The sequence below is a fragment of the Streptomyces sp. NPDC051636 genome (genome assembly GCF_044453765.1).
Lineage (GTDB): Bacteria > Actinomycetota > Actinomycetes > Streptomycetales > Streptomycetaceae > Streptomyces.
In genome coordinates this window covers 33,975-58,510 of record NZ_JBITDA010000030.1, presented here as the reverse complement: position 1 = coordinate 58,510, position 24,536 = coordinate 33,975, and the positions used below count along the sequence as shown (strand labels likewise).

Below are 24,536 nucleotides of genomic sequence, written 5' to 3'. Positions count from 1 at the left end.
TTGCGCTCGGGTGCCGCTCAGTAGTTGCCAAGCCCTCCGCAGACATTGAGTGCCTGCGCAGTGATCGAGGCGGCGGTGTCCGAGGCCAGATAGCCCACCAGCCCGGCCACCTCCTCGGGGGTCGAGTAACGACCGAGCGGTATCTTGGCCTGGAACTTTTCGAGGACGGCTGCCTCGGACATCTCGAGCGCGGTCGCGTACCCCTGCCGGACACGCTCCGCCATGGGGGTCTCGACATAGCCGGGGCAGACCGCGTTGACGGTGATGCCGGTGGGCCCCAGCTCATTGCCGAGCGCCTTCGTGAAGCCGACGACGCCGTGCTTGGACGCCGAGTACGGCGCACCCAGGACGACGCCCTGCTTGCCCGCTGTGGAGGCGATGTTGATGATTCGTCCGCTCGCCTTCTCGCGCATGCCACCGGCGGTGAGCACCTCGCGCGTCACCAGGAACACACTGTTGAGGTTGGTGTTGATCACGTCGGCCCACAGGTCGTCGGTCAGCTCCGCGGTCACCCCGCCGCCGCTGCGACCGGCATTGTTGACCAGTACGTCCACCGGGCCGAAGCGTGCGACGGCGGCAGCCACGAAGGCCTTGACCTCCTCGGTCGACCGCACGTCGCAGCTGGTCCCGTCGACGTCCAGGCCCTCCGCGAGCAGTTCCTCGACGGTGGTCTTCACGTTCTCCGCGCTGCGTGCGCAGAGGAACACCCGGTGTCCCTGGGCCGCGAGGGTCCGCACCACGGCGAGACCGATTCCACTGGTGGCACCGGTGACCAGGGCCACCCGCTGCTCTTGCTGAGGCATGTCTTCTCCTGTGTCGATCAGCCGGCGTGAGCGGTCACGAGGTGGCCGTGGACGAGCCCGAGCAGGGCACGCGGCGTCCGGGCCTCGGCCAGCGCGTCGTCGTCCAGCGTGACTCCGTACTCGCGCTCGATCCGGCCGCACGTCTCCAGCAGCGCGAGTGATTCATAGCCCAGCTCCTCGAACGCGGTGTCGAGGATGTCCGCGTCGAGGTCGACCCCCTCTTCGGTCCCCGCGCCCTCGCGGAGGATGCGCCTCAGGTCATCGATGGTGAACTCGGTGCTCGGCATGTCCTTGGGTCCTTCCTGAATGTCATTGGGTACGTCATGAGGTCCGGTCCTTCAGTGCGCGTCCGTTACCACCAGCGCCGAGTTGAAGCCGCCGAACCCGCGCGCCACGACCAGGGCCGAGCGCAGCGGTGTCACCCGCTCCTCCCCGGTGACCAGGTCGAGGTCGTAGTCGGCGCGGGGCGAGACGTTGATGGTCGGCGGGATCGCACCGTCCCGGATGGCCAGCAGCGCGGCTGCCACGTCCAGCGGGCCGGCCCCAGAGTTCAGGCGCCCGGTCATCGACTTCGGCGCGGTGACCGGTACGCCCCGGGGACCGAAGACCTCCGTGAGGGCCCGGGCCTCGATGTCGTCGAGTTCGGGAACTGCGGCGGCATCCGCGAAGACCACGTCGATGTCGCCAGGTGTCAGCTCGGCGTCCCGGAGCGCGATCTCGATGGCTCGGCGCAGTCCCGGCTCGCGGCCGCTTCCGGGCCTGGGGTCGAACGTGGTGCCGTAACCGGCGATCCGGCCGTAGACCCGGGCACCGCGTGCGCGGGCCGCCCGTGCGTCCTCCAGGACGAGCAGCGCGCCGCCCTCGCCCGCCACATGGCCACTCGCCCCGGCGTCGAACGGCCGGTAGGCCGTGGCCGGGTCGTCGTCGGTGCTCAACCGCCCACTGGTCAACTGCGCCACCCAGCCCCAGGGGCAGATGGCGGCTTCGACGCCGCCGGAAACGATCACCTGGCTGCCGCGCCGGATCTGGCGCCGTGCCTGCGCGATCGCGTCCAGCCCTCCGGCCTGGTCACTGACCAGAACCCCGCTGGGCCCGCGCAGTCCGTGCCGGATCGATATCTGACCGGTGTTGACGGCGTAGAACCATGCGAAGGACTGGTATGCGCTGACGTACTGGCTGCCCTTGCTCCACAGCGCCCGCAGCTCGTTCTGGCCGAACTCGAAACCACCCGCCGAACTCGCGGTGACCACCCCCGCGGCGAACTCCGGGAGATCGTCCGGCCGGATCCCGGCGTCCAGGAGGGCCCAGTCGGCGCTCACCAGGGCGAGCCGGGTCATGTGATCGGTCTGGGGGAGCAGCCGACCGGGCAGGTGGTCGGCTGCGACGAATCCCGGCACCTCGCCCGCCAGGCGGGCGGGATATGTGGTCGGGTCGAATCGGGTCACCTGGCCGATGCCGCTGCGGCCCGCCCGGGTGGCGGCCCAGTAGTCCGCCGCCCCCAGCCCGTTGGGGGCGGCGATGCCGAGTCCGGTGACGACGGCGGACGCGGTCATGCCGTATTCCTCTCGGGACGGGTGAGCACCATGGCGCTCTGGAAGCCGCCGAAGCCGCTGCCGACGCTGAGCACTTGGTCGAGTTGCGCTTCCCGGGCGGATATCGGCACGTAGTCGAGATCGCACTCGGGGTCGGGGTTGTGCAGGTTGGCGGTCGGGGGAATCACGTTCTCCGCCATGGCCAGTGCGCAGGCCGCGATCTCGAGGGATCCGATGGCGCCGAGCGAGTGCCCGATCATCGATTTGATCGAACTGACCGGAGTGCGGTAGGCGTGCTCACCGAGGCTGCGCTTGAAAGCCGCGGACTCGTGTCGGTCGTTCTGCTTGGTGCCGGATCCGTGGGCGTTGATGTAGTCGATGTCCGAGGGGTTCAACCGGGCCTCGTCCAGGGTGGCCCTGATGGCCTCGGCCATCTCCAGTCCATCGGGACGCAGCCCCGTCATGTGGAAGGCGTTGCACCGGGAGGCGTATCCGCCGATCTCCGCGTAGATGTGCGCCCCACGCCGCTGTGCCCGGCCGAGTTCCTCCAGAACGAGAACCGCAGCACCCTCGCCGAGGACGAACCCGTTGCGGGTCCGATCGAAGGGCCGGGAAGCCTGCCCGGGTTCGTCGTTGTACGGCGTGGTGGCCTTGATCGCGTCGAAGCAGGCCATCGTGATCGGGGAGATGGGCGCATCCGTCGCGCCGGCGATCATCACGTCGGCACTGTTCTCGCGGATCAGTTCCACGGCGTGGCCGACAGCGTCCAGCCCGGACGTGCAGCCGGTGGAGACCACCGTACTCGGCCCCTCCGCCCCGGTCGCCCATGCGACCTCGGTGGCAAAGGAGCTGGGGACGAAGTGCCCGTACAGGTGTGGCACCGCGTACCGGTGGTCGACCAGCTCCAGCCGGCCGTCGTCGCTGACGACCCGGTACTCCTGGTCGAGCCCCGTGGTCGCGCCGACAGCGCTGCCGATGGTGACGCCGGTCCGATGGGGGTCCATAGCGGCCAGATCGAGCCCGCTGCCGGCCACCGCCTCACGCGTGGCGGCCACCACGAGCTGCGCGGCCCGGTCCATTCGGCGGACCTCCTGCGGCGTCAGTCCGTGATCCTCCGGGTGGAAATCGATCTCCGCAGCGACCCGGGACCGGAACGGAGCGGGATCGAAGAAGGTGATCCCCCGGGTGGCGGTCCGACCCTCGCTCAGCAGACTCCAGAAATTCTTGACGCCAATACCGCCCGGTGCCATGACACCGATGCCGGTGATGACGACCCGTCGCCTCACTGCGCGCTCCAGTGGTAGAAGCGCTGTGCCATCGCGTCCGCCGGAGAGCGCCAGGTGTCGGGGTCGTAGGCCTGGATGAAGGGCTTGAGGTCGGCACTGATCTGTACGAACGACGGATGCGACTTGGCCGCCTCGATCGCCTCACTACCGGCCTCGGTGTCGAAGTCCTGCAGGTGGAAGTACAGGCCCCGGTACGAGAACAGCTGGCGGCGGCGAGTGCCCATCAGGTGGGGCATGTCAGTGGCGTCGAATTCCGAGAAGAGCCGGGCGACGTCGTTGCCGTCGCCGGGGCTCATCCGAGCCACGATCAGGGTGCTGTGCATAGTGTTGTCTCCTTGGCTGGGCCCCGATGCGTTGCCGGGGCTGAGGCTCGTCAACGCGAACGTGGAGCGCCGAAGGACCGGGCCAGTGCCTCGGCCGGCGGAACAGATCCGGGGGCGGTCCACGCGATATGGCCATCGGGGCGGACAAGGATCGCGCCGGTCGATGCGAGCGGGTTCCGGTCCGCCGGCCCGTGCACGACCGCCGTGACGACGTCCACCCGGTCCGACCACGGTTCGGCTGCGGCCCGCAGGGCGGCGTCGTCGGCGAGGTCCAGCAGGACGCCTCGTGCCGGGTGGAGCAGCTCGGTCGTGCTGGTCCTGCCAGACTCGCCGACCAGGTCTACGTGGGGGATCCGAAGGCCCAGCAGCGGGTGGTCCCCGTCGCCGAGTTCATACCTGATCGACAGCCCGCTGACCATCCCGGCCAGGTGGCGACTGACGTTGTCGAAAGCGATCAGCTCGCTCATCACGTCCCGCAGCGGCTGCATCTCCGCTCCGCTGAGGAACAGCAGGCCCTGTGCCTGGGTGTTCATCAGCAGTCGGCGACCGACCGGGTGCCGCTCTGCGTGGTAGGTGTCCAGGAGACCCTCGGGGGCGGTTCCGTTCACCGTCGCCGCGAGCTTCCAGCCGAGGTTGACGGAGTCCTGGATGCTGGTGTTCATGCCCTGGCCACCGGCGGGCAGGTGGATGTGTGCGGCGTCACCGGCGAGCAGCACGCGTCCGCGACGGTACTGCGTCACCAGCCGGGCAGCGTTTCCGAACGCGCTGGTCCAGACCGGGGTGCCGCCGCTGATGTCCTGGCCGGTCAGCCGCTGCCAGGCCGAGGAGACCTCTTCCCAGGAGGGCGGCTCGACTCGCCGGCGCGGCGGGGTCCCGCGCTCACACACGATGATCCGGTGCAGGCCGTTCCCCAGCGGGCCGGCCATGACCATCCCGCCGGGCACGGTCTCGCCGATCATGCGCGGGGTGATGTCGCAGTCCCGCACATCCGCCAGGAACATCTCCATGGTGGAGTCGGTACCGGGGAAGTCGAATCCCGCGGCCTTGCGGACGGTGCTCCGCCCGCCGTCGCAGCCCACGAGATAGGCCGCGCGCAGCCGCCGAGGACCGTCGGGGGAGCCGACCTCGACCTCGACGTACTCGCCCTCGTCGGCGAAGGAGAGCAGCTCGTGGCCGCGGCGAAGGTCCGCCCCGAGCTCGACCACCCACTTCTCGAGCATGGTCTCGGTGACCGCCTGGGGAACACCCTTGACACCGCCGGAGTGCGCTGGGCCGAGAATGCTGAAGTCCACGGGCAGTCCGCCGAAGTGGCCCAAGTCGGTGATCTCGATGTCACCCAGTCTGGACAGCAGCCCGCGCTGGTCGAACACCTCCAGGGTGCGCGCCGTGAAGCCGAGACCGCGAGACTCTCCGGTGGGTTCCGCCAGGCGTTCGAGAACGACGACCTCGACTCCCGCGAGTCGCAGTTCACCGGCGAGCATGAGCCCCGCGGGGCCGGCGCCTACGACTATGACCTGCGCGTCCATTCCCATTTCCTTCCATCGTTCGAGCAAGCGAGGTCCCCGGGTGGCGGCGGGCATGCGGAATCGCCATGAACCAGGAATTCAGGGACGACATCGCAGGCAGTTGGCCCCCACCAGCGGCCGAAATTCGGAACGCCTCTGGAATCACGTCAGCGGACGCTGATGAACAGCTTCTTCGGGGGCGCGGATAAGTACAAGCGAGAACTCTCTAAGCTTTCGCTAGGTCGACGTCAGTCCGCACTAAATTCGCGCCGGCCTGCCGTCAGCGGAAGTCGGCGGCATGGTCGGCCGCCCAGGTCGCGAACGTCCGCGCGGGGCGGCCGGTCACGGCTTCGACCGTGTCCAGCACCGCGGCCGGCCGACCGTCGGTCATCGCTTGACCGGCCAGAATGGTCTCCACCACATCGGCCGGATAGATGCCCTCCATCGCCGCTCGGGCCGCATCCACCGGGATCCTCTCGCACCGCACAGCGCGGCCCAGCGCCTCCCCGATGAGCGTCACCTGATCCTGCTGGGTCAGCGTCTGCGGGCCGGTCAGCGAGTAGGCGGCAGATCGGTGGCCGTCTGTGGTGAGCACCCTGACCACCACATCGGCGATGTCCTCCTCGTGGATCGGGACCGTGTACGAGCCCGGATAGGGGCAGCGCACGACGCCATCAGCCCTGATCTCCGCCGCCCAGGCCAGCGCGTTGATGGCGAGAGCCTCGGGCCGGATGAACGTCCAGCCGATCCCCGACTCCCGGAGCGGCCCCTCAACACCGAGGTGCATCCGGGCAATCGGGCTCCGGTCCCGGTCCGCCCAGGTCACGGCGATCGACGAGAGCAGCACCACGTGCCGGACATCCGCAGCGCGGGCAGCGTCGATGAAGCCGTCGATGCCCTGGGGAACGGTGTACAGGAACACCTTCTCGACGCCCTTGAGCGCGCCCTGGAGCGTCTGCGGCCGGGTCAGTTCGGCGTGCACGACCTCAACGCCGTCCGGCAGTCCGGGCGACGCCAGGTCACGCGCCGTACCCCTGACCGGGAGGCCGGCGGCAACGAGCTTTCGGGCCACCCGGCTCCCGACGTTCCCACGGACTCCCGTCACCAGAATCGTCATACAGCCTCGTCCTCATCCCGCCTGATCGAAGCCCGTGTCGCCGCCGATGTTGCTGAGCATGCGCCGCAGCACCTTGACAACGAAGACGTAGTCCTCCTCGCTGACACCGTCATGGATCCGCGCGCGCACTTCGGGCAGCAGGACGAGTACCCGGTCCCGCAGGGTGGTGCCGGCCTCGGTGAGGCCCAGCCGTCCCGCTTCGTCCACACCGAACTGCTGAGAGCCGAGCAGATCGTCGATGGCCGGCTCCAGCATGGAGACATCCACGTACGGCCGCTGCTGCGAGATCAGCGTCAGCAGCTCATCGCGAGTCAACCGCCGGCGGCTCTCCCCCAGCTGGTAGATCGCCCACCAATGCGGCTGCGTCAGACCGAGTTCCCCCAGCCTGTCGTTGATGTACTGGACAACCGCCGTCCGGACGGCCCCGGTCCAGTAGCCGACCGGTTGCTCGGCAAGCTGGGCATCGGTGAACTCCATGGCCCCTCCTTCGCTACTCTGCCGCGGCACGCAGCACCAGCAGATGGCTCGTATCGGAACTGAGCTCGGTGTCGCAGAGGACGACCACCGGATAGGCGCTCTCCCACTGCGTCCAGTGCTGTGCCAGCGCCGACCACACGCCCGTGCCGTAGCCCTCCGAGGAGGCGCGGTGCAGATCCGCGCCCTGCGCCGGGACGGCGCCAGGATCGCCTCCCGGCCCAAGCACCACCAGGAGCCGCCCACTGTCCGGCACCAACTCGGTGAGCCGGGCGGCTAGTTCGACGGAACCGGCGGAGACGACGGTGTCGACGGTCCCAGGTCCGGGGCTGGTGTCGAAGGTCAGCAGGACCCCGGAATCGGCGGGCGAACCGTCCAGTTGCTCCGCCGCGTCGGCCGGCGCGCAGTCGAGGATCGCGAGCAGCGACTTCGAGTTCTGTCCGGTCCGTTCGTACGCGCCGGCCACCCGCATCGCGCTGAAGGGGGCGCCGAGGTCCTGCCCGCAGAGTGCGAAGCTGTGCGCGTCACCGCCGGTCCGCAGGTTCAGATACGAGGCCACCGTCTTGAAGCCGCTGGCCTCCGGCCGCGCGTAGGTGAGCAGCACCAGGTCCGGCCGCATCGCGGTCTCGGGTACCTGATCGACCAACAGGTCGACCAGCCGTGTGTGGCCTGTCGGAGCAGGCTGCCCGTCAGGTTCGTGGTCCGGTGTCTCGCCGACCGCGACGACGGCGTCTTCCCCACCGTCGGAGGCCGCCGGGCGGGACGCCGGCGCGGGGGCGGGTGGCTTGAGCACAGACACAGCGGTGCGCAGTCGCAAGGTCATGACCGGGGTCCCCCCGTGTTCGACGACGGTGTGAAGACCATGGCAGAGAAGGTCATGCCGACTCCGATCGCCACGAACATGGCGGGACGGTCCGGTTCGAAACGCTTCTCTTCCCCCAGAGTGACGTAGTTGATGAGGACATCCGAGGCAAGGCAATGGCTGTAGCGCGGGATGTTGTCGAAGAAGAACTTGCTGCGCAGAGCCTCATCCTTGATCGTGTCCTGCCACAGAGTGGTGTTCGGATTGGGCGCGATGATGACCTGGATGTCGTCCAGCGTGCAGTCCGCCCGATCCGCCGCCTCCCTCATCACCTCGAGCATGAGGCGCGGCCGCATCTCGGACTCGGCCCTGATCAGCGCGGGGGAACTCATCATGCCGTCCGAGAACTCGCCCCTGGTCCTCGTCACAAAGGAGCGGACAGCCGTTCCTGAGCCGTTCCAGGCCACCAGGGCGGAAGCGGATCCGTCCCCGACCACGCAGGTGTTCATCACCAGCTGCGCCGCCCGGTGGCGGGGCTTGTCGCCTGTCACCACCAGCGCTCGGGCCTCGGGATCCCCGTCCGCCTGGAGCAGGGCGCCGGCGACATCGATCGCACTGAGTGTGATGGCGCAGTTCTGCTGGGTCAGTGCAAACGTGGTTGCGTTCTCCAGGCCCAGAAGCTGCTTGATGTTCTGTGCGGTCTCCGGCCCCACGCTGCGGCCGCCGTGGAGCGCGTGGCAGTAGATCAGGTATCGCACGGACCGAGGATCGGTCTGCGCCAGGATCTTCCTGGCCGCCGGCAGCACCAGGTCGTACAGACTCAGATCCGGGTCGTAGTGCATCCGATCGAGCCCGTGGATCCTGCGGAACATGTGCTCCTGCGCGGGGTTGAGCCCGAGTTCAGCCGCTCGCTCCTCCACCGTGACCGTGCGGTCGGGGAAGAAGGATTCGACTGCTTCCAGGGTGATCATTTCCAAGAACCTCCTTCACTCACCAGTGCCAGCAGATCGGCCTGGCGTATGCAGCTGTGAACCACCGCGTCGTCCGCCTTCCTCGTGCGCACAGCCGCGGTGAACGCCTTGAGGCTGTTGCGCACCTGATCGTCCGGTGCGAGTGGCAGCTCCCGGCTGTCGGTGCCGCTGTCGACCCGGATCACCGGAATGTGGTCGGCGGGCGGTGTGAAAGCGCGATCCACCTGGATGCGCCCAGTGCTGCCGCACAGCTGGTACCGGGAGGCATAGGCGTGCTCAAGCCCGAAGGTCAGCTGCGCCGTGACGCCGTTCCGCCGCCGCAGCAACACGGCTCCCGAGGTGTCGACCCGACGTCCCGGACTTGCGCCGAGCACCGCGCCGACTACCTCCAGGTCGTCGCCGAGGAAGTACATCGCAGCCCGGACCGGGTAGAGACCGACGTCCCACAGCGCCCCACCGCCCAGCTCCGGCTGGTACCGGATGTCCTGGTCCGGGAGTCGTGGGATGGTGAAGTCGGCATGGAACGACCGCAGTTCACCGATGGCTCCACGCTCCAGCAGGCGACGGACGGCGTCGTGCCGGTGATGATGGACGAACATCACATTCTCCATCAGGACCAGTCCTCGCGAGGAGGCCAGGTCCAGCAGCCGACGGGTCTCCCGGGGATCCGCGGTCAACGGTTTCTCCACCAGGACGTGCTTCCCGGCGCGCAAGGCGGCCTCGACCCATCGGGCGTGCAGGGCCAGGGGCAGCGGAATGTACACGGCGTCCACCTCGGGAAGCGCCAGCAGCCTGTCGTACCCGGTGACCGGGCGGCAGCTGTACACACCCGCCAGCTCCTCCGCCGTCGGGCCGGTCCGGCTGGCGATCGCGACGACTTCGATGTCGTCCGCCGCCGCCATCGCCGGGAGCATCCGTCGCCGGGCGATGTCCGCACAGCCCATGATCCCGATCCGTACCGGTGACGTCACGGGGTCGGCTCCGCGCTGCCCCGCGTCCCGGCCAGGTAGCCGTCGAGCACTGTCCGGTAGTAATCGGGGCCGAAGCCGAACCCGCCGACCTCGGGCAGCAGTGAGTGCAGCTTGTCGACCGACACGAGGTGCGACGTCCCGGTGTCCTCGTACCGCCTGTCGGCCGAGAGACCGAGCCGGAACTCCAGGTGGTCGACGATGTGTTCCACGGGCACGGCCGTGCCCGTGGCCACATTGACAGTCTCCCGCCGGATTCCGCGGCGCAGCAGCAGATCGATGACGGCGACCACATGTCCGACGTCGATCACATCACGGGTAGCACGGCGCTGAATCGCGATCCGCCCGGCGTCGAGGGACTTCACCAGCGTGGGAAGCAGCTGGTGAGCGGGCTGGCCGGGGCCGACGAGATGGCCCAGCCGCAGTACCAGGAAGTCGACCCCGGAGTCGAGCAACTCCCGTTCCATGCCGAGTTTGTGCTCCCCGTAGGCGCTACGAGCCATGACCACGTCGTCCTCGCGGCCGGGTCGATCGGCGCCGTAGACGCCGGCCGAGGCCGTGGAGAAGAAGATCAGCGTCCGGCCCGACGCCCGGCAACGCTCCAGCACCTGGCGGAACAGATCGCGTTCGCGTTCGAAGTCGGTGGTGGACGTGCCGCTCGCCCATGAGACCCCTGCGGCCAATGCCACCGCGTCGGCGTGCTCGTGGGCGAGCGGCGCAAGGTGCCCGGCGAGGAATCCCCGGCCGATGATCTCCATTGCTATCTCCTAGACCAACTCGGCTATGGCGTCCACCGCTTGGGAGGGCGGGGCGAGTCCGGCGATCTCCCGTGAGAGTGCGCGGGCGCGGTCGGCGTACGAGGGATCGCCCAGGATCTCCCGGCACGCGTCGACGATCGCTTCTGGTGATCCGTCAGTGCCGAAGAGAGTGATGGCGGCCCCGTATCGGGACAGCCGTTGCGCGCCCAGATTCTGCACGGCGCCCTGGGGAATGGCGACCTGCGGCACAGCGGCGGTCATCGCCGTCAGGCTCGTGGTGCCCCCTCCGTGGTGCACGATCACGTCACATGTAGGTGCCAGCACATCGAGCGGTACCCATCCGGCCCGCACGCCCGGGACCTCCGCCCGCAGGGCCGCACCGACCTTGTCTGGCGCGGCCACCACCAGGTCGATGTCCAGCTCCTTGAGGGCGACCGCCTGGGAGCGCAGGAATTCGTACGAGCGGCGCCGGATGTCGTGGTCGCCCACGTCGTGCGCCACCCGGCTGCCGGTGGTCAGGCACAGCCGCGGCCTTTCGGACCGGGCGAGCATCCAAGGCTCCAGCCGTCGCTGCCCGTTGACGGGGACCCACCGTATCCCCATGGTGCGCTTCGCCGGATGGGACTCCGGAGGCCGCAGACTCGGCGGACAGACGTCGATGAACAACTCCGGCTCTGGCAGCCACTCCAACCCCAATCCGGCCAGCTCCGGCTCCAGTTCCTCAACCGCTCCGCGGTCGATCGCGGTTGCCTCGATCGCGTCCCAGGCGTGGCGTACGTACGGGATGCCGAGCCGAGCGGCGAGGAGGCCGGCGGCGTACGACATCGTGCCGCCTACGATGACATCGGGCCGCCAGGCACGGGCCAGCTCGCTGAGCGGATCCAGCCAGGCGGCAGCCATCCGTCCGAACCAGCGTCCCGTGAAGGGGATCTGCTCCTCCGGCACCGTGGGGATCTCCGCCGGCCGGCCCGACCTGTCCGTGTTGACGAAGTGGCCGATCGGCAGCGACGAGACCGAGAACGCGGGCAGGCCCACGCCCGTGATCGCCGGTATGACATCGTCGTTGGCGGCCATGATGACGGCATGGCCCGCGTTGCGCCCGGCCGTCGCGACCGGGGCGAGCGCGAACGCGGTGGCGAGGCTGCCGGCGGCAACGAAGAGGATGCGCATCAGTACTCCTGATTCCGTGGAGCTCGTCCCGCCGGAGCGGCTTTCGCGTTCTGCTCCTCAGCGGATATCTGCCAGCCCCCGGCCATGCAGATCGGCGATGTCCTGCCAGCGATCGCTGTAGCAGGACGTCGTGAACTTGGGGAGGCGCAGCTGTTCGTGAGGGGCGCCGAGGTCGATCCGGCTCATCTCGTCGAGGCGGGCAAGTTCCGCCTCGCCCAGCCGTACTTCCAAGCACGCGAGGTTGTCACGCAACTGGTCCTCGGTGGTCGCGCCAAGGATCGGATGCACCGCTCCGGGACGACTGCGCAGCCAGGCGAGAGCGACCTGGGCGGGCTTCCACCCTCCCTCGGCAGCGATCTTGACCACCTCGCGGACGATCTCCTCGTCGCGCTGGGCCTCTCCTGCCCAGTTCTCCGCGCTGAGGCGGCCGGCCTCGCCTCGCAGATACTTGCCGGTCAGCCGTCCTTCCGCCAAGGGCCCCCAGGCGAGCGAGCTGACCTCACAGCTTCGCGCCATCGGAAGGAGCTCACGCTCCGGGGTGCGCTCGAGCAGGTTGTACCGGATCTGGAGAGCCGCGAAAGCCGACCAGCCGCGGAGGTCGGCCAGCATGTTGGCCCTGGAGATCTCCCAGGCCGGCCAGTTCGAGGCGCCGACGTACAGCACCTTTCCGGCTTTCACCTGGTCGTCCAGGGCCCGCATGACCTCCTCGACCGGTGTGAAGCCGTCACGCGCGTGCAGCCACAGCAGGTCCACATGGTCGGTCTTCAGCCGACGCAAGCTCGCCTCGATCGAGTTGACCAGGTTCTTCCGGTGGTTGCCTGCCGAGTTCACATCTCCCGGTCGGGTCATCGCGTTGTACTTCGTTGCCAGCACGAACTCATGCCGGCGCCCGGCCAGCAATTCGCCGAGGTACGCCTCTGACTGACCGCCCCCGTACACATTGGCAGTGTCCAGGAAATTACCGCCCGCTTCGGCGTACAGATCGATCAGTCGGCCGGCAACCTCCTTCGACGTTCCCCAGTCGCCGGCGCCGAAGGTGCCGGCGCCGAAACAGAGTTCGGAGACCCTCAGACCGGTCTTCCCCAGTACGAAATACTTCATCGGGCATGTCCTTCTCTACCAGTCGACCGGAAACTCGTCGGCGGACATCACGCCGAAGGCTGATGCTTGCCCAGCACGACAACCGCATTGTTGCCCGCGAAGGCCAGGCCGTTGTTCTGCACGACCCGCAGATCGGCGGGGACGGACTCGTTGGGCACGCAGTCGATCTCGCACTCGGGATCGGTCTCCCGGTGGTTGATCGTCGGCGGGATGAATCCATGGGTGATGGCCAATGAGCAGGCGATCGCCCCCAGCGCGCTGGCTGCTCCCATGGTGTGGCCGAGCATGGACTTCAGCGAGACGGTGCGCGGCGGCATCCCGGAGAATACTTCGCGTATCGCCCGGGACTCGGTCACGTCATTGGTCTTCGTTCCGGTGCCATGGGCGGAGACGAGGTCCACCTCCTCGGGCCGCACACCGGCGTCCGAAAGGGCCGAGCGCATGCAGCGCGCGATACTCGACTGCTCAGGCTGCACCGGGTGGTAGGCATCGCAGCTCAGGCCGTATCCCAGTACTTCGGCATAGATCCGCGCCCCCCGGGCGAGGGCGGAGTCCAGACGCTCCAGCACCAGCACGCCGGCACCCTCGCCGGTCAGGATTCCCTGACGATCCCGGTCGAACGGTCGACAGAAGTCCGGTGCGATGGTGCCCAGTCGGTAGAAGGCGGTGAAGGACTTTCGGCACATCGCATCAGCCCCACCGCACAGTGCGATGTCCGCGTCACCGACCCGGATCGCGTCAAAGCCCATGCCAATCGCGTAGTTGCCCGCCGAACAAGCCGTGGCCAGGGTCAGCGCCTCGGCGTCGGACAGCCCCAACTCCCTGGCGACCGCAGCCGACAGCCGTCCGGCTCCGACCCGTCGCGTCACCTCCGGATCCCAATCCTGCGGCCCGGACTCCACCCAGGTCTGAGCCAAGTGGTCCAGGTCCTGCGACTCTCCATCGGTGGTGCCGATCGAGATCTGCACCCGCCGCTCGCGCAGACCGTCGTCCGTGAGCCCGGCGTCGCGCACCGCCATCCGGGCCGCCGCAACAGCGAACTGACTGGTCCGCCCGAGTTCGTCCACGGAGCATCGCTCGAGCCACTCCTCCGGCTTGAAGCCGGGCACCTCACAGCCGTTGGCATGCGCAAACCCGGCCGTGTCGAACACCGAGATCGACGAGACGCCGTTGCGGCCCTCCCGCAGCCCTGCGGCGAATTCCTCCACACCGATACCGATACTGGAGAACACGCCGAGCCCGGTAATCACCACCCGGTCACTGGCAGGCCGCGAATGCGCGGCAAGCACATCACCCATGTCCGTTCCAACCCTCCAATGCCTGCCCCGAGCAGGGCCCTTGGGCATCTGAACTACGCGATACAACAGGACACCGCTGCAGGACCCGGCCACCGGCACAGGAACAGCTCAGGACAGCCTCACCAGGCAAACCACCACAGTGCCGCTCTCGTCGGTCGAGGTGACCACAGCCAGCCGCTGGGCAGATTCCGGGTTCTGCTCGGCCAGGCTGAGCACGGCCGCGAGCTGCAGAGCCCCCGACGCGGCGTGAGTCTCTCCGATCAGCTCGGTGAGGGAGACCAGCCGATCACCGACCTCGAAGAGATCACCTAGCGCGGCACGCTCGGCCTGCCCACCCGCACCGACGGCGCCGGACGGGCTGGCCATCCACACGTCAGAGGGCTGCACGCCGGCCGCCGCCATCGCCAGCTCGGTGCATCGGCGGACGGTCGCATACCAGTCCCCGTCACTGCAGGTCATCGCCTTCACCGCGAGCAAGGTGGCGAGCGGCGGCTCGTCCGTGGGCTCACCGGTCAGCGCGAACATCGCGCAACCTTCACCGAGCACAGCGCCGGGGGCATCGTTTCCGGCACTGCGCTCGGCGATCCAGGCACGGGCCGCCGAATACTCCTCGGCGGCACCGCACAGTACAGTTCCCGCCCGGCCGGTGAGCAGGAGTCGGCGGGCGTAGTTGAGCGCGAGCAGGCCGGCCGACCGACCGGCGGCCAGCGTGGCGTTCGGCCCCTTGACCCCGTGCCAGATGGCACACTGTCCGGCCGCCCCATTCATCACCGCGTACGGGATGAGGCCCGGCTCGACATGGAAAGGCCGCTCGCCGGTGAGCGAGCCACGCGTGAAGTCGATGGTGCTCTGCGCACTCCCGACCGTCGTCCCGACGACCAGTCCGGTCGTGTCCGGATCAAGCCGGTCGCTGTTCAATTCCCGGAGCAGATCCCCAATGGTCGAGACCGCCATCCCGGTAACCCGGTTCATCATCCGGGTGCCCTTCTTTCCCAGGACGGCCCGCGAGTCGAAATCCGGAACCAGGCAGGCCGTCTCGGTCGGCCCCTGCCCCTGCTCGATCGCCCGCTCCGTGAAACGCCCGGCGGCCAGTCCTTCGGAGAATACCGACCGACCGATGCCGAAGGGCGAGGTCACCGCCCACCCGATGATGGCGAGGCCGGAACCCGCCGAATCGACCTTGCTCATCGATCGATGTTCCCGATGACCTCGTAGACCCCCTGGAGGTTCACCATTCGGGAGAGTTCCGACTGCTCGATGGTCACCCTGAGGTTCAGTTCGAGAGAGGAGAGAATCTCGATAAGCCTCATCGAATCGGCGTCGTGGTCCTCGACGAACAGACTGTCATCAGCGATCTCATCGCCCTCGAGCTCCAGAATATCGCAGACGATCCCCTTGATGAGCTGCTTTTCGTCTGGCGTCACAACCGCCATGCCCGCCTCCAGTTCTAATCACTGAAACCACTTCACCGGATGTCATCCGACAGCTTCTTCGGAACTCCAGCAAAGTTCAAGCTGAAGAATTCTATGTTTTCACTAGCTTGCAGCGCGCGAACGCTAAATCCGGCTGTCGCTCGCCGTCAGATGACATCTGGCGCGAGCACGGCACGGGCCGGACGTTCCGCTGCCGGATCGCCGAAGCGGTGGATCGCCGCCCGGCCCTCCGGACTCCGCAGGTGTTCGGCGAGCCGTGCCGGGACCACTGCGGTGAGCAGGAACCCCGTATCACCGAACCCTCTGTTGAGGAAGCCCAACCACGACAGCGGAGCCCGGGAGCTGACGACCGGGCTGAAGACGGCCGGGTACTGCCCGTCGAATGCGACGTCGTACACGCCCATGCGGGTCCAGTTCGTCACAATGAATGTCCGGTGCGCAGGGTCGAAGGCCACCGGAGCACAGCGGTGGAAGCGGGAACGCCCGACGGGTCCGACAAAGGCGCGATCGGAACGCATGCAGAGATGTGACTGCATGAAATCATCCAGCCCGGACCGAATGTGGGCCGCGAGTACGCCGGCCGTTCCCGTCGGCGGACACGGGAGGAACATGGACTGGACGAGATTGCCCAGAAACCCAGTCGGAACGCCGAGACGAGGACGGAGGTCGACGGGTATCGACAGGTTCCAAGGGACGGGATGCGCCTCCATACCCCGGAACGCGGTCACCAGGTGCGCGCAGAGCACGTCGTTCGTTGAGAGGGGTCGCGAGGACTCGCCGCCGAACAACTGCCGCATCCGGCGCACCTCGTCATCGCCGAAGTAGATCTGAACGGTTCCGTTGGCCTCCCGCATGGAGGGCATCCTGCGTACCTGCCCCGCCGACTCGTCCCGACTCAGCGGCTGACAGATCGGCTGTCCGGAGTCCTCCTGCGGCAGGACGCGGTCCAGATAGCCTTCCCGGTCATCAACTGTGAGTACCTCTGGGGGTGTTGTCCCTTCGACGAGTGCCGACCAGACGCGAATGAACTGCATGAAGCTGCGCATGTCGCCCACTGAGTGGTTCCACGTGCACCCCAGAGTTGTGGCACCGTCGGCCAACCGGCACACCCGCACCGTCAGGAGCGGGCGCATTTCCAGGGGTTCGCTCATGACATCGACCCGGTCGGTCAGACCCCAGTCCGGATGCGTCGCCTCCCGGATGGCGTCACCGAGGGACGCATCGACATCGAGGACCGTCATGGGCACTCCGGCATCGGAGCAGACGATCTCGAGCGCGTCGCCGCCGGCTCGGAGCCGACCCCCGAAGACCGGCACCAGGTCGAGCGCACGGCGAAGCCCGTCCGCCAGGCGCTCTTCATTCACGGTTCGCTCGAAGAAAAACGCAACCGCCACATAGCGCTCGACGTACATCGTGTCGGTCGAGCCGCACTGTACGACGGCGTCCCGCGCTTTACCCGATGTGATCGTCCATGCTTCACGCAGCCGCACCCGAGTGCTCATATATTCTCCGTTCATAGACGAGTACGCCTATGCGGTCAGCTGCGATCCGCTCCCGCAGTGGCCGGAACCGAATCTCCTTGAATTGCCCGACGCCCGGATTATGCGGCAAATTCAAACAAAGATTCGGCGCACCCTGCAGAGCAGCCTCTTCGAATATGCGAAAGAACTCAAGCACTCGTTGACTAAGCTTTCGCTAAATCTCCGCTATTCAGTCGGCCGGCCCGGCGGTGGCCGGCCGCAGGCGTCCGTCCCGGACCGGCCGACAGCCCTCGTCGGCGCCGGGGCAGACCGGGCCGGGCCGGGCCCCGCGGCGTCGCCCTCCGCAAGAAGCACGTACTCCCGTCGTAGATCGATCTACGACGGGAGTACGTGCTCGGCTTGGCGCGCCAACGGCTATCCGGCATCGGGCGCGGACGGCGCATCATTCCGGTCACGGCTTCCACCGGGCTGGCCGGGCGTGTTCAGGCGGCGACGGAAGAAGAACGACGTCACCAGGGCCAGCACTCCGATCACGGTCATCCCGATGGCCACGCTGTGCAGGCCCGCCACGACGGCAGCCTGGAACGCCTCGCGGGTGCGCGCGGGCAGGGCACGGATCTCGGCGGGAGTGCTCTGACCGCTGGCCGCGGCGAGCGCGTGGCCGGCCTTGGCACCGAGTCGGCTGGTGAGGACGTGCTCCAGTCGGTTCGTGTAGAGCGAACCGAGCAGGGCGACGCCCAGCGATCCGCCGACCGCACGGAACAGGTTGATCATTCCGCTCGCCGCTCCGAGGTCGCGCTGATCCGTCTGGCAGGCGAACGAGATGATCAGCGAACTCTGCATCAACACACCGATGCCGAGCCCGGCCAGCAGAGGCAGCAGAGTGGCGGTGACGAGGCCGGTCCCCGTACCCAGCAACAGCAGCAACAGGACGCCGGCCGCCGCAACGATGGCGCCGACGACCGGATAGAGCCTCAGCGGACCGGTCCGGACGACCAGTCGGGCGACGACCAGCTCCATGATGATCATGCCGATCAGGAACGGCAGCAGCAGCAGTCCACTGGTGGTGGGTGAGACGTCCAGTACCTGCTGCAAGTACTGCGGAAAGTACACCAGGGCACCGAGCAAGCCGGCGCCCACCAGCAGACCCAACACCTGGGAGAGCGTGAAGTCGCGGGTATGGAAGAGCCGGGACGGCAGGATCGGCTCCACGGCCCGGCGCTCGACCAGCGGCAGCGTGGCCAGCAGCACGGCGGCGGCCACGCCCAACCCGATGATCGGGGCCGAGTCCCACGAGTACCGGGTACCCGCCCAGCTGAGCAGCAGGGTCAGCGCCACGACGCCGCCGGTGAGTTGCACACTGCCGAGCAGGTCGATCCTGACCTTCGGACGGCGAGGGCTGCGCGGGATGCCCACAGCGCTGGCCGCGAGCGCGACCAGGCACAGCGGAACGTTGATGAAGAACGACCAGCGCCAGCCGACGTGTTCGGTGAGCAGGCCGCCGAGCATCGGCCCGGTGCCCATGGCAAGCGGCATGACGATGCCGATCATGGTCTGCATCCGGATCCGGTCAGCCGGACCGGTCGCCAGATGACCGATGAGCGTGAAGGTACCGACCATCAGGCCGGCCGAGCCCAAACCTTGCAGCGCACGGAAGACGATGATCTGGGTCATGCTCTGCGCCAGGCCCGAGAGCAGAGAACCGACCAGGAAGACCACGATCGCGGTGATGAAGGTGCCTCGACGACCGTAGAGGTCACTCAGCTTGCCCCAGATCGGGATCACCGCCGCGCTGGCCACCAGATAGGCCGTCACCACCCAGGACAGCTCGTTGAGTCCCCCGAGTTCACCGACGATCGTCGGCAGCGCCGTGCCCACGATGACCTGATCCAGCATCGAGAGCGTCAGGCCGATCAGCACCGCCAGCACGCCGAAACCGCGGTGCTTCGGCACCGGCCTGGCTGACGCCATGGCGGGAGCCCCGATCGCAACGACATCTCCGTCTGACATGGCGCCTCACATCCTTGATCCCAGCATCTTCGTACACCGTACGAAGTCGAGCGTAGCATAGTTGGTACGCTGTACGACAGATAGGGAGTGGAGCGTGCGATGAACGAGAACAAACCCGTGAGCATCTGGATGCGTCCGGAGCCGGCGGACCGGCGGACCGCGCGGGCACAGCGGACGCTCAGCCGCGACCAGATCGTGCGAGCGGCCATCAAGATCGCCGATTCGGAGGGCCTGGAGGCGGCCTCGATGCGCCGGATCGCGGCCGAGATCGGCGCCGGCGCGATGTCCCTCTACTACTACGTCCCCAGCAAGGAAGACCTCATCGAGCTGATGGTCGACGAGGTGATCGGCGAGACCCAGCTCCCGGAACAACCCGGCCCCGATTGGCGGGCCTCGCTGGCGGCAGCAGCCAACGAGAAGCGCGCCCTGTGGCTCCGCCACCCCTGGCTCGCCACCGCCTGGACGCACGGCCACCCGATCTGGGGGCCCAACTCGCTGCGTCAGCAGGAGTTCGTGCTCGGCGCGCTCGCCGAGTTCGACCTTCAGGTCGACGAACTGCTCAGCCTTATCGGCCTGTACAACAGCTATGTCGAGAGCTTCGTACGCAACGAAGTCGGATGGCTGGAGGAAGCGCGCAGGACCAAGATGGACATGAAGGAGTGGATGCGACAGAGCAAGCCGTATGCGAAGCAGCTGGTCGCCACCGGCAAGTACCCGATGTTCACCCGGGTACTCACCGAGACCATGACTCCGCACATGGAGCCGGACGCACGCTTCCAGTACGGCCTCGCCCGGGTGCTGGACAGCATCGCGGCCAGTCTCGCCCGCCTCGCCTGACCGGCCACAGCCCGCAGATCAACGCATCGGGCGCGGTCCTGCGACGGCCAAAGGCAAGCAGCAAGTGCCCGTAGTCGGGGCTGGCGGCGGCCCACGCCCGATGGACGCTGGGGATTTCCCGATCGGTGAGCCGGCCGGGGCGGGTTGGCAGGAATCGGGCGGCGGTTGATCACCCGGCGGAGCTTGGCGACCATGTCGGACAGTAACGGGTCAGTCTTGGTGGTGTACCCGGGGGCATGTTCGCGGCGATCGGCGGCGTCGGCCTCCGCAGCAGGTACTTGCCGTCCAGATTCTCCTCGGCGGCGATCTTCTTCTTGTGATCCTTAGCAGACGGACGGGCGCGGCGGGAGCCCCACCGTACCCGGCCGCCGGCGCGCGGCGGCTCGTGCGGTCAGACCCCCGCCAGTTCCTGCAGGTACATCCCGTAGTCGGACGCCGACGAGGCGACGAAGGCCTTGCCGAGCACCACCAGCTGGCCGGCGTCGATGAAGCCCATCCGGAAGGCGACCTCCTCCACGCAGGCGAGGCGGATGCCCTGCCGCTTGGCGAGGATCTGCACGAACAGGCCCGCGTCCATCAGGCTGTCGTGCGTACCGGTGTCGAACCAGGCGCTGCCGCGGCCAAGGTCGATCAGCCGGGCCCTGCCCTGGTCGACAAAGATCCGGTTCAGATCGGTGATCTCCAGTTCGCCGCGCGCCGACGGTTCCAGGCCGGCCGCCAGGTCCGCCGCCTCGTTGTCGTAGAGGTAGAGGCCGGTGACGGCGAGATTGGACCGGGGACGGGCCGGCTTCTCCTCCAGCGAGGTGATCCGTCCCGCCCCGTCCACGGTGGCGACGCCGTAGCGCTCGGGGTCCGAGACCGGGAAGCCGAACAGGGTGCACCCGTCGAGCCGGGCTCGCTCCCGGCGAAGAATCTCGGTGAGTGCGTGGCAGTAGAAGATGTTGTCGCCGAGGATCAGGGCGATCTGCTCGTCGCCGATGAACTCCCGCCCCACTCTGAGCGCGTCGGCGAGCCCGCGCGGCTGGTCCTGGGCAGCGTACGTGATGTCGATTCCCAGCTGTCCGCCGTCGCCCAGGAGAAGCCGGTAGCTCTCCAGGTGCTCGGGATTGCTGATGATCAGGATCTCGCGGATCCCGGCCAGCATCAGGACGGACAGCGGGTAGTAGATCATCGGCTTGTCGTAGACCGGGAGTAGCTGCTTGGACGAGACGGTCGTGATCGGCTGCAGCCGGCTGCCCGTTCCCCCGGCCAGAATGATTCCACGCATGTGCTACTCCTCGTCACTGGTGTACGGGTGGGACCCTGCTGGTGGGGCGTCCGGCAGCTGCGGCCGGTCACGACCTGGCCACGGCGTCGGCCCCGCGCAGCGGGCGCCACCACTGCGGGTTGTCGCGGTACCAGGCGACGGTCTGCTCAAGACCCTCCCTGAACGGGACCTCGGGGACGTAGCCCAGAGCGCGCAGCCTGCTGTCGTCGAGGGAGTAGCGGCGGTCGTGACCGAGCCGGTCGGCGACCATGCGTACCTGCTCGGGCCCGGCTCCGCAGGCCTCCAGCAGCAGCCCGGTCAGCTGATGGTTCGTCAGTTCCTCGCCACCGCCGATGTTGTAGACCTCGCCAGGGAGGCCCTTGTCCAGTACCAGCTGGATACCGCGGCAGTGGTCGTCCACGTGCAGCCAGTCCCGGACGTTGAGACCGTCCCCGTACAACGGGACCGTCCCACCGTCGAGAAGGTTCGTCACGAACAGCGGGATGACCTTCTCCGGGTACTGGTAGGGCCCGTAGTTGTTGCTGCACCGGGTGACGCTGACGTCGAGCCCGTGCGTGCGCGCGAACGCCCGGACCAGCAGGTCGCCACCGGCTTTGGATGCGGCGTAGGGGGAGTTGGGCCGCAGCGGGCTGTCCTCGGTCCACGACCCCTCGTCGATCGAGCCGTAGACCTCGTCCGTGGAGACATGAACCACGCGCGGGACGCGCGCCGCCCTCACCGCCTCCAGTAGGACGTACGTCCCCATGACGTTGGTGTGCACGAAGTCGGCGGATCCATCGATCGAGCGGTCGACGTGCGTCTCCGCTGCGAAGTTGACCACCGCGTCGTGGCCGGGCAGCACCTCGGCGAGCAGCGCGGCGTCGCAGATGTCGCCCCGGACGAATGTCAGGCCGGGGTGCGACCGCACGGGCGCGAGGTTGTCCGGATTGCCTGCGTACGTCAGCTTGTCGAGTACCGTGACCTGAACACCGCGCATGGAGGGATAAGCGGCGGACAGCAGTTTTCGTACATAGTTGGAGCCGATGAATCCGGCAGCACCGGTAACGAGAATGCGCATGGAGGTACCTCTCTCAAGTCCTGACAGGTCCGGAACGGCCGTCGCCGGCCCCTGCGAAGGAGAATGCGTGGAACATGCACGGCTCAGGGCGAAATGGCACACGCGCGAGACTGCCCGCACCGGGGAGTTCCCGGCGGGACGGGGCGTCTTAGGCCGGGGGCGCGGGGTGCAGGTGGGTGACCCAGGACCGGCCTCTCAGGTCGGCAAGCCTCCACGATCCCCAATTTCGGGGCCAACGCGTCGACACCGGAGGCCAGATGGTCGTCCGCAGGCTTCAGTCCGCTCTCTCGGAGAGCATCTCCAAGAGCGCGCGTGTTTTTCCCAGCACCTCAAGCGCCGTGTCCCGCTAGGCCACCTCCTTCTCGAGGTGGGCGACCTTGCGCTGGAGCCGTTCGAGCTCCGAGGGCTGGGGTGACTTCTCCGGCCGGGCCGGGGAGCTCCGGCGGTCGACCTGGCGGCCGGCGCGCCGACGCCCCGGGCCGCGCGCCACTCCTTGATGTGCGAGTCAGGCAGCCGCTCGTGGTGTAGCACGGTGCCCTTCTCGCCCTTGGGCGCGGCATCACACGCAGCCACGATCCGCAGCTTGGACTCGGGGCTGAAGGTGCGGCGCTTCGGCTGCGCGGCCGGATCGAGGTCGGGCGCGTTCTTACTGGTCATACGAGGCGGACTCCTGTCGTGCCCCTAACCCGACAAAGCGGGATGTTTCGCGCCACGCCGTCACAGAGGGAAGAGATGGGGGAGTGAAGTTCCCCTGATCTCGGCCGGGAGGTGCTCCCATCGACCGGAGCCAGTGGGCGCCCTCCAGGGCCTCGCCTCGGACCGCGTGACCGCATCGGAACCGCCAGCCAGTCCCTCGCGCCGACGTACGCGTCGGCCGGCGCGGTGTAGCGGTCACCAGATGGTGTGCAGGCCGGCCAGTAGGCTGCGGGTCTGGATGTTCAGGTAATTGCTGTGCGGCAGCAGCCGGGTCACCTGATCCACTGTCATCCATCGATATCCCGGCGCTTCTTCGAGCTCGAACTCCTCTCCGACCTCGATGATCTGGTAGCGGTTCTCGGCGTGGTAGAAGCGACCGCCCTCCTCGGACTGCACCACGTCGTAGCGCAGCTGTCCCGGTTCGGCCGTCAACACCCGGTCGAGGTAGGGCGGGCGTTGCTCCTCCGGGAGGTCGCGGAAGTTGCCCGGCAGGCACTGCACCGTCGGGCCGAGCTCCGCGACATTGAGCACTCCAGCTTCCAGTCGGGCCCGGAGCAGTAGGTGCAGTACTCCGTCGATCCGCCGGACGATCATCGCGACCCGGCCGCACTCGACGGGAGCCAGGAGTGGCTGAGTCCAGCTGGTGACCTCCCGGTTGGGGGCCCGGACATCGGCCGCGATGATGGTGAAGTACTTCCCCGTCTCATGGCCGATCTCGTCGGCCGATACATGCCAGTGTTCGACCTCGTGAAGCGGCACGCTGCGCTGGACCAGCGCGTGCCGGGTCTTGAGGTCGGTCAGCCAGCTCAGGATCTCGCCCGTACTGTGCAAGGAGCCCTGGTCGGCCGACATTGACCGCACCAGACCCTCCCGAAACGGGCTGGCCGAGCCCCACCGGGCAGGACCGTTGGGTGCGTCGAACGGGATGCAGGACAGCACAGTCCGGGCGTCCATGTTGACGATGTTGTCCTGGGAGAGGAGCTGATGGATCTGACCGAGGGTCAGCCAGACGAAGTCCTCGTGCGGCGGAACCTCCTCGGTGACCTCGACGATCATGTTCCGGTTGCGCTTGCGCAGGAACCAGGAGGCCTGCTCGGACTGCAGCGAGTCGACGATTACCCGACCGCGCTCCGGGTCCCTGAAGTACTCGATGAAGGTGATCCCGCGTCCGCCGTGCACTCCGGTGAAATTGCTGCGAGTGGCCTGCACCGTCGGTGAGAGCTGGATGGTGTTGAGATTCCCGGGTTCCATCTTCGCCTGCATCAGGCAGTGCAGAACACCGTCGAATTCCTTGACCACGATTCCAAGGATGCCGATCTCGGGCTGATTGATGATCGGCTGCGCCCACGAGGGGTGATGACCCCAGTTCGTCTCGACACGGAGGCCCTCGACGGTGAAGAACCGACCACTGGTGTGGCCCAGGTTTCCGGTCTCCGGGTGGAACTGCCAGCCACGCAGGTCCTTGAACGGTATGCGGTTGACCTCGAACCGGTTGCGAACCCGCTGGTCGGCGAACCAGCGATCGAAGACGTCGTTCGAGGTCACCGTGGAATCGAGAAGGGACGCCGACCTCGTGAAACGGCGGCCACTGTCCACGGACTCGCTGGCGGAGCGCTCTGTGCGCAGTGTCTTGGTGGGGCTCATACC

General features: G+C 67.7%; 23 protein-coding genes. 1 reads left to right on the top strand and 22 read right to left on the bottom strand.

Annotated elements, in window-relative coordinates; translation table 11 throughout:
- Positions 1 to 17: 17 nt before the first annotated feature.
- The 19 genes from fabG to ACIBBH_RS35585 form a co-directional block, all read right to left on the bottom strand.
- Positions 18 to 803 (bottom strand): 3-oxoacyl-ACP reductase FabG, encoded by a 786-nt coding sequence (gene fabG, locus ACIBBH_RS35675; protein ID WP_399411988.1) that lies wholly within the window; start codon positions 801 to 803, stop codon positions 18 to 20.
- A gap of 17 nt (positions 804 to 820) precedes the next feature.
- Positions 821 to 1,090 carry an acyl carrier protein gene (locus ACIBBH_RS35670; protein ID WP_399411986.1) on the bottom strand — a complete coding sequence of 90 codons (270 nt, stop codon included), beginning with the start codon at positions 1,088 to 1,090 and terminating at the stop codon, positions 821 to 823.
- Between the two features lie 51 nt (positions 1,091 to 1,141).
- Positions 1,142 to 2,356 carry a ketosynthase chain-length factor gene (locus tag ACIBBH_RS35665; RefSeq protein WP_399411984.1) on the bottom strand — a complete coding sequence of 405 codons (1,215 nt, stop codon included), beginning with the start codon at positions 2,354 to 2,356 and terminating at the stop codon, positions 1,142 to 1,144.
- Complete coding sequence (locus ACIBBH_RS35660; protein WP_399411982.1) at positions 2,353 to 3,621, bottom strand: beta-ketoacyl-[acyl-carrier-protein] synthase family protein; 1,269 nt, start codon at positions 3,619 to 3,621, stop codon at positions 2,353 to 2,355. Before ACIBBH_RS35660 ends, ACIBBH_RS35665 begins: the two co-directional genes overlap by 4 nt.
- Positions 3,618 to 3,944 carry a TcmI family type II polyketide cyclase gene (locus tag ACIBBH_RS35655; RefSeq protein ID WP_399411980.1) on the bottom strand — a complete coding sequence of 109 codons (327 nt, stop codon included), beginning with the start codon at positions 3,942 to 3,944 and terminating at the stop codon, positions 3,618 to 3,620. Before ACIBBH_RS35655 ends, ACIBBH_RS35660 begins: the two co-directional genes overlap by 4 nt.
- Before the next feature lie 50 nt (positions 3,945 to 3,994).
- Positions 3,995 to 5,470, bottom strand: coding sequence for an FAD-dependent monooxygenase (locus tag ACIBBH_RS35650; protein WP_399411978.1), 1,476 nt, complete (start codon positions 5,468 to 5,470; stop codon positions 3,995 to 3,997).
- Between the two features lie 259 nt (positions 5,471 to 5,729).
- Positions 5,730 to 6,566, bottom strand: coding sequence for an NAD(P)H-binding protein (locus tag ACIBBH_RS35645; RefSeq protein WP_399411976.1), 837 nt, complete (start codon positions 6,564 to 6,566; stop codon positions 5,730 to 5,732).
- 12 nt (positions 6,567 to 6,578) lie between these two features.
- On the bottom strand, positions 6,579 to 7,043 hold the full coding sequence (locus tag ACIBBH_RS35640; RefSeq protein ID WP_399411974.1) for a hypothetical protein: 465 nt from the start codon (positions 7,041 to 7,043) through the stop codon (positions 6,579 to 6,581).
- A 13-nt stretch (positions 7,044 to 7,056) separates the two neighbouring features.
- Positions 7,057 to 7,863 carry a hypothetical protein gene (locus ACIBBH_RS35635; RefSeq protein ID WP_399411972.1) on the bottom strand — a complete coding sequence of 269 codons (807 nt, stop codon included), beginning with the start codon at positions 7,861 to 7,863 and terminating at the stop codon, positions 7,057 to 7,059.
- The gene (locus tag ACIBBH_RS35630; RefSeq protein ID WP_399411970.1) at positions 7,860 to 8,813 is read right to left on the bottom strand and encodes a 3-oxoacyl-[acyl-carrier-protein] synthase III C-terminal domain-containing protein; all 954 of its coding nucleotides are present in this window, start codon (positions 8,811 to 8,813) and stop codon (positions 7,860 to 7,862) included. Before ACIBBH_RS35630 ends, ACIBBH_RS35635 begins: the two co-directional genes overlap by 4 nt.
- Positions 8,810 to 9,784 carry a Gfo/Idh/MocA family protein gene (locus tag ACIBBH_RS35625; RefSeq protein ID WP_399411968.1) on the bottom strand — a complete coding sequence of 325 codons (975 nt, stop codon included), beginning with the start codon at positions 9,782 to 9,784 and terminating at the stop codon, positions 8,810 to 8,812. Before ACIBBH_RS35625 ends, ACIBBH_RS35630 begins: the two co-directional genes overlap by 4 nt.
- Positions 9,781 to 10,539, bottom strand: coding sequence for an NAD-dependent epimerase/dehydratase family protein (locus tag ACIBBH_RS35620; protein WP_399411966.1), 759 nt, complete (start codon positions 10,537 to 10,539; stop codon positions 9,781 to 9,783). The genes ACIBBH_RS35625 and ACIBBH_RS35620 overlap by 4 nt, the downstream gene beginning before the upstream one ends.
- A gap of 9 nt (positions 10,540 to 10,548) precedes the next feature.
- Positions 10,549 to 11,709 (bottom strand): nucleotide disphospho-sugar-binding domain-containing protein, encoded by a 1,161-nt coding sequence (locus ACIBBH_RS35615; RefSeq protein WP_399411964.1) that lies wholly within the window; start codon positions 11,707 to 11,709, stop codon positions 10,549 to 10,551.
- Between the two features lie 57 nt (positions 11,710 to 11,766).
- Positions 11,767 to 12,810: an aldo/keto reductase gene (locus ACIBBH_RS35610; RefSeq protein WP_399411963.1), complete on the bottom strand. Its 1,044-nt coding sequence runs from the start codon at positions 12,808 to 12,810 to the stop codon at positions 11,767 to 11,769.
- A 47-nt stretch (positions 12,811 to 12,857) separates the two neighbouring features.
- Positions 12,858 to 14,108, bottom strand: coding sequence for a beta-ketoacyl-[acyl-carrier-protein] synthase family protein (locus ACIBBH_RS35605; protein WP_399411961.1), 1,251 nt, complete (start codon positions 14,106 to 14,108; stop codon positions 12,858 to 12,860).
- A 108-nt stretch (positions 14,109 to 14,216) separates the two neighbouring features.
- Positions 14,217 to 15,296, bottom strand: coding sequence for a beta-ketoacyl synthase N-terminal-like domain-containing protein (locus ACIBBH_RS35600; protein ID WP_399411959.1), 1,080 nt, complete (start codon positions 15,294 to 15,296; stop codon positions 14,217 to 14,219).
- Entirely contained in the window at positions 15,293 to 15,541 is a 249-nt protein-coding gene (locus ACIBBH_RS35595) for an acyl carrier protein (RefSeq protein WP_399411957.1), read from the bottom strand. The genes ACIBBH_RS35600 and ACIBBH_RS35595 overlap by 4 nt, the downstream gene beginning before the upstream one ends.
- Before the next feature lie 146 nt (positions 15,542 to 15,687).
- On the bottom strand, positions 15,688 to 17,043 hold the full coding sequence (locus ACIBBH_RS35590; protein WP_399411955.1) for an acyltransferase: 1,356 nt from the start codon (positions 17,041 to 17,043) through the stop codon (positions 15,688 to 15,690).
- A 393-nt stretch (positions 17,044 to 17,436) separates the two neighbouring features.
- Positions 17,437 to 18,975: a DHA2 family efflux MFS transporter permease subunit gene (locus ACIBBH_RS35585; protein WP_399411953.1), complete on the bottom strand. Its 1,539-nt coding sequence runs from the start codon at positions 18,973 to 18,975 to the stop codon at positions 17,437 to 17,439.
- Between the two features lie 156 nt (positions 18,976 to 19,131).
- On the opposite strand from ACIBBH_RS35585, the gene ACIBBH_RS35580 reads away from it, so the two are divergent.
- Positions 19,132 to 19,869, top strand: coding sequence for a TetR/AcrR family transcriptional regulator (locus tag ACIBBH_RS35580; protein ID WP_399411951.1), 738 nt, complete (start codon positions 19,132 to 19,134; stop codon positions 19,867 to 19,869).
- A gap of 391 nt (positions 19,870 to 20,260) precedes the next feature.
- Here the strand turns inward: ACIBBH_RS35580 and rfbA are convergent, their stop codons facing one another.
- The 3 genes from rfbA to ACIBBH_RS35565 all read right to left on the bottom strand — a co-directional run bounded on the left by rfbA (position 20,261) and on the right by ACIBBH_RS35565 (position 24,533).
- Positions 20,261 to 21,136: a glucose-1-phosphate thymidylyltransferase RfbA gene (rfbA, locus tag ACIBBH_RS35575; protein ID WP_399411949.1), complete on the bottom strand. Its 876-nt coding sequence runs from the start codon at positions 21,134 to 21,136 to the stop codon at positions 20,261 to 20,263.
- A 67-nt stretch (positions 21,137 to 21,203) separates the two neighbouring features.
- A complete protein-coding gene (gene rfbB / locus ACIBBH_RS35570) occupies positions 21,204 to 22,193 on the bottom strand; it encodes a dTDP-glucose 4,6-dehydratase (RefSeq protein WP_399411947.1) in 990 nt (329 codons plus the stop codon).
- Between the two features lie 891 nt (positions 22,194 to 23,084).
- Entirely contained in the window at positions 23,085 to 24,533 is a 1,449-nt protein-coding gene (locus ACIBBH_RS35565) for an NDP-hexose 2,3-dehydratase family protein (RefSeq protein ID WP_399411945.1), read from the bottom strand.
- Positions 24,534 to 24,536 lie beyond the last annotated feature (3 nt).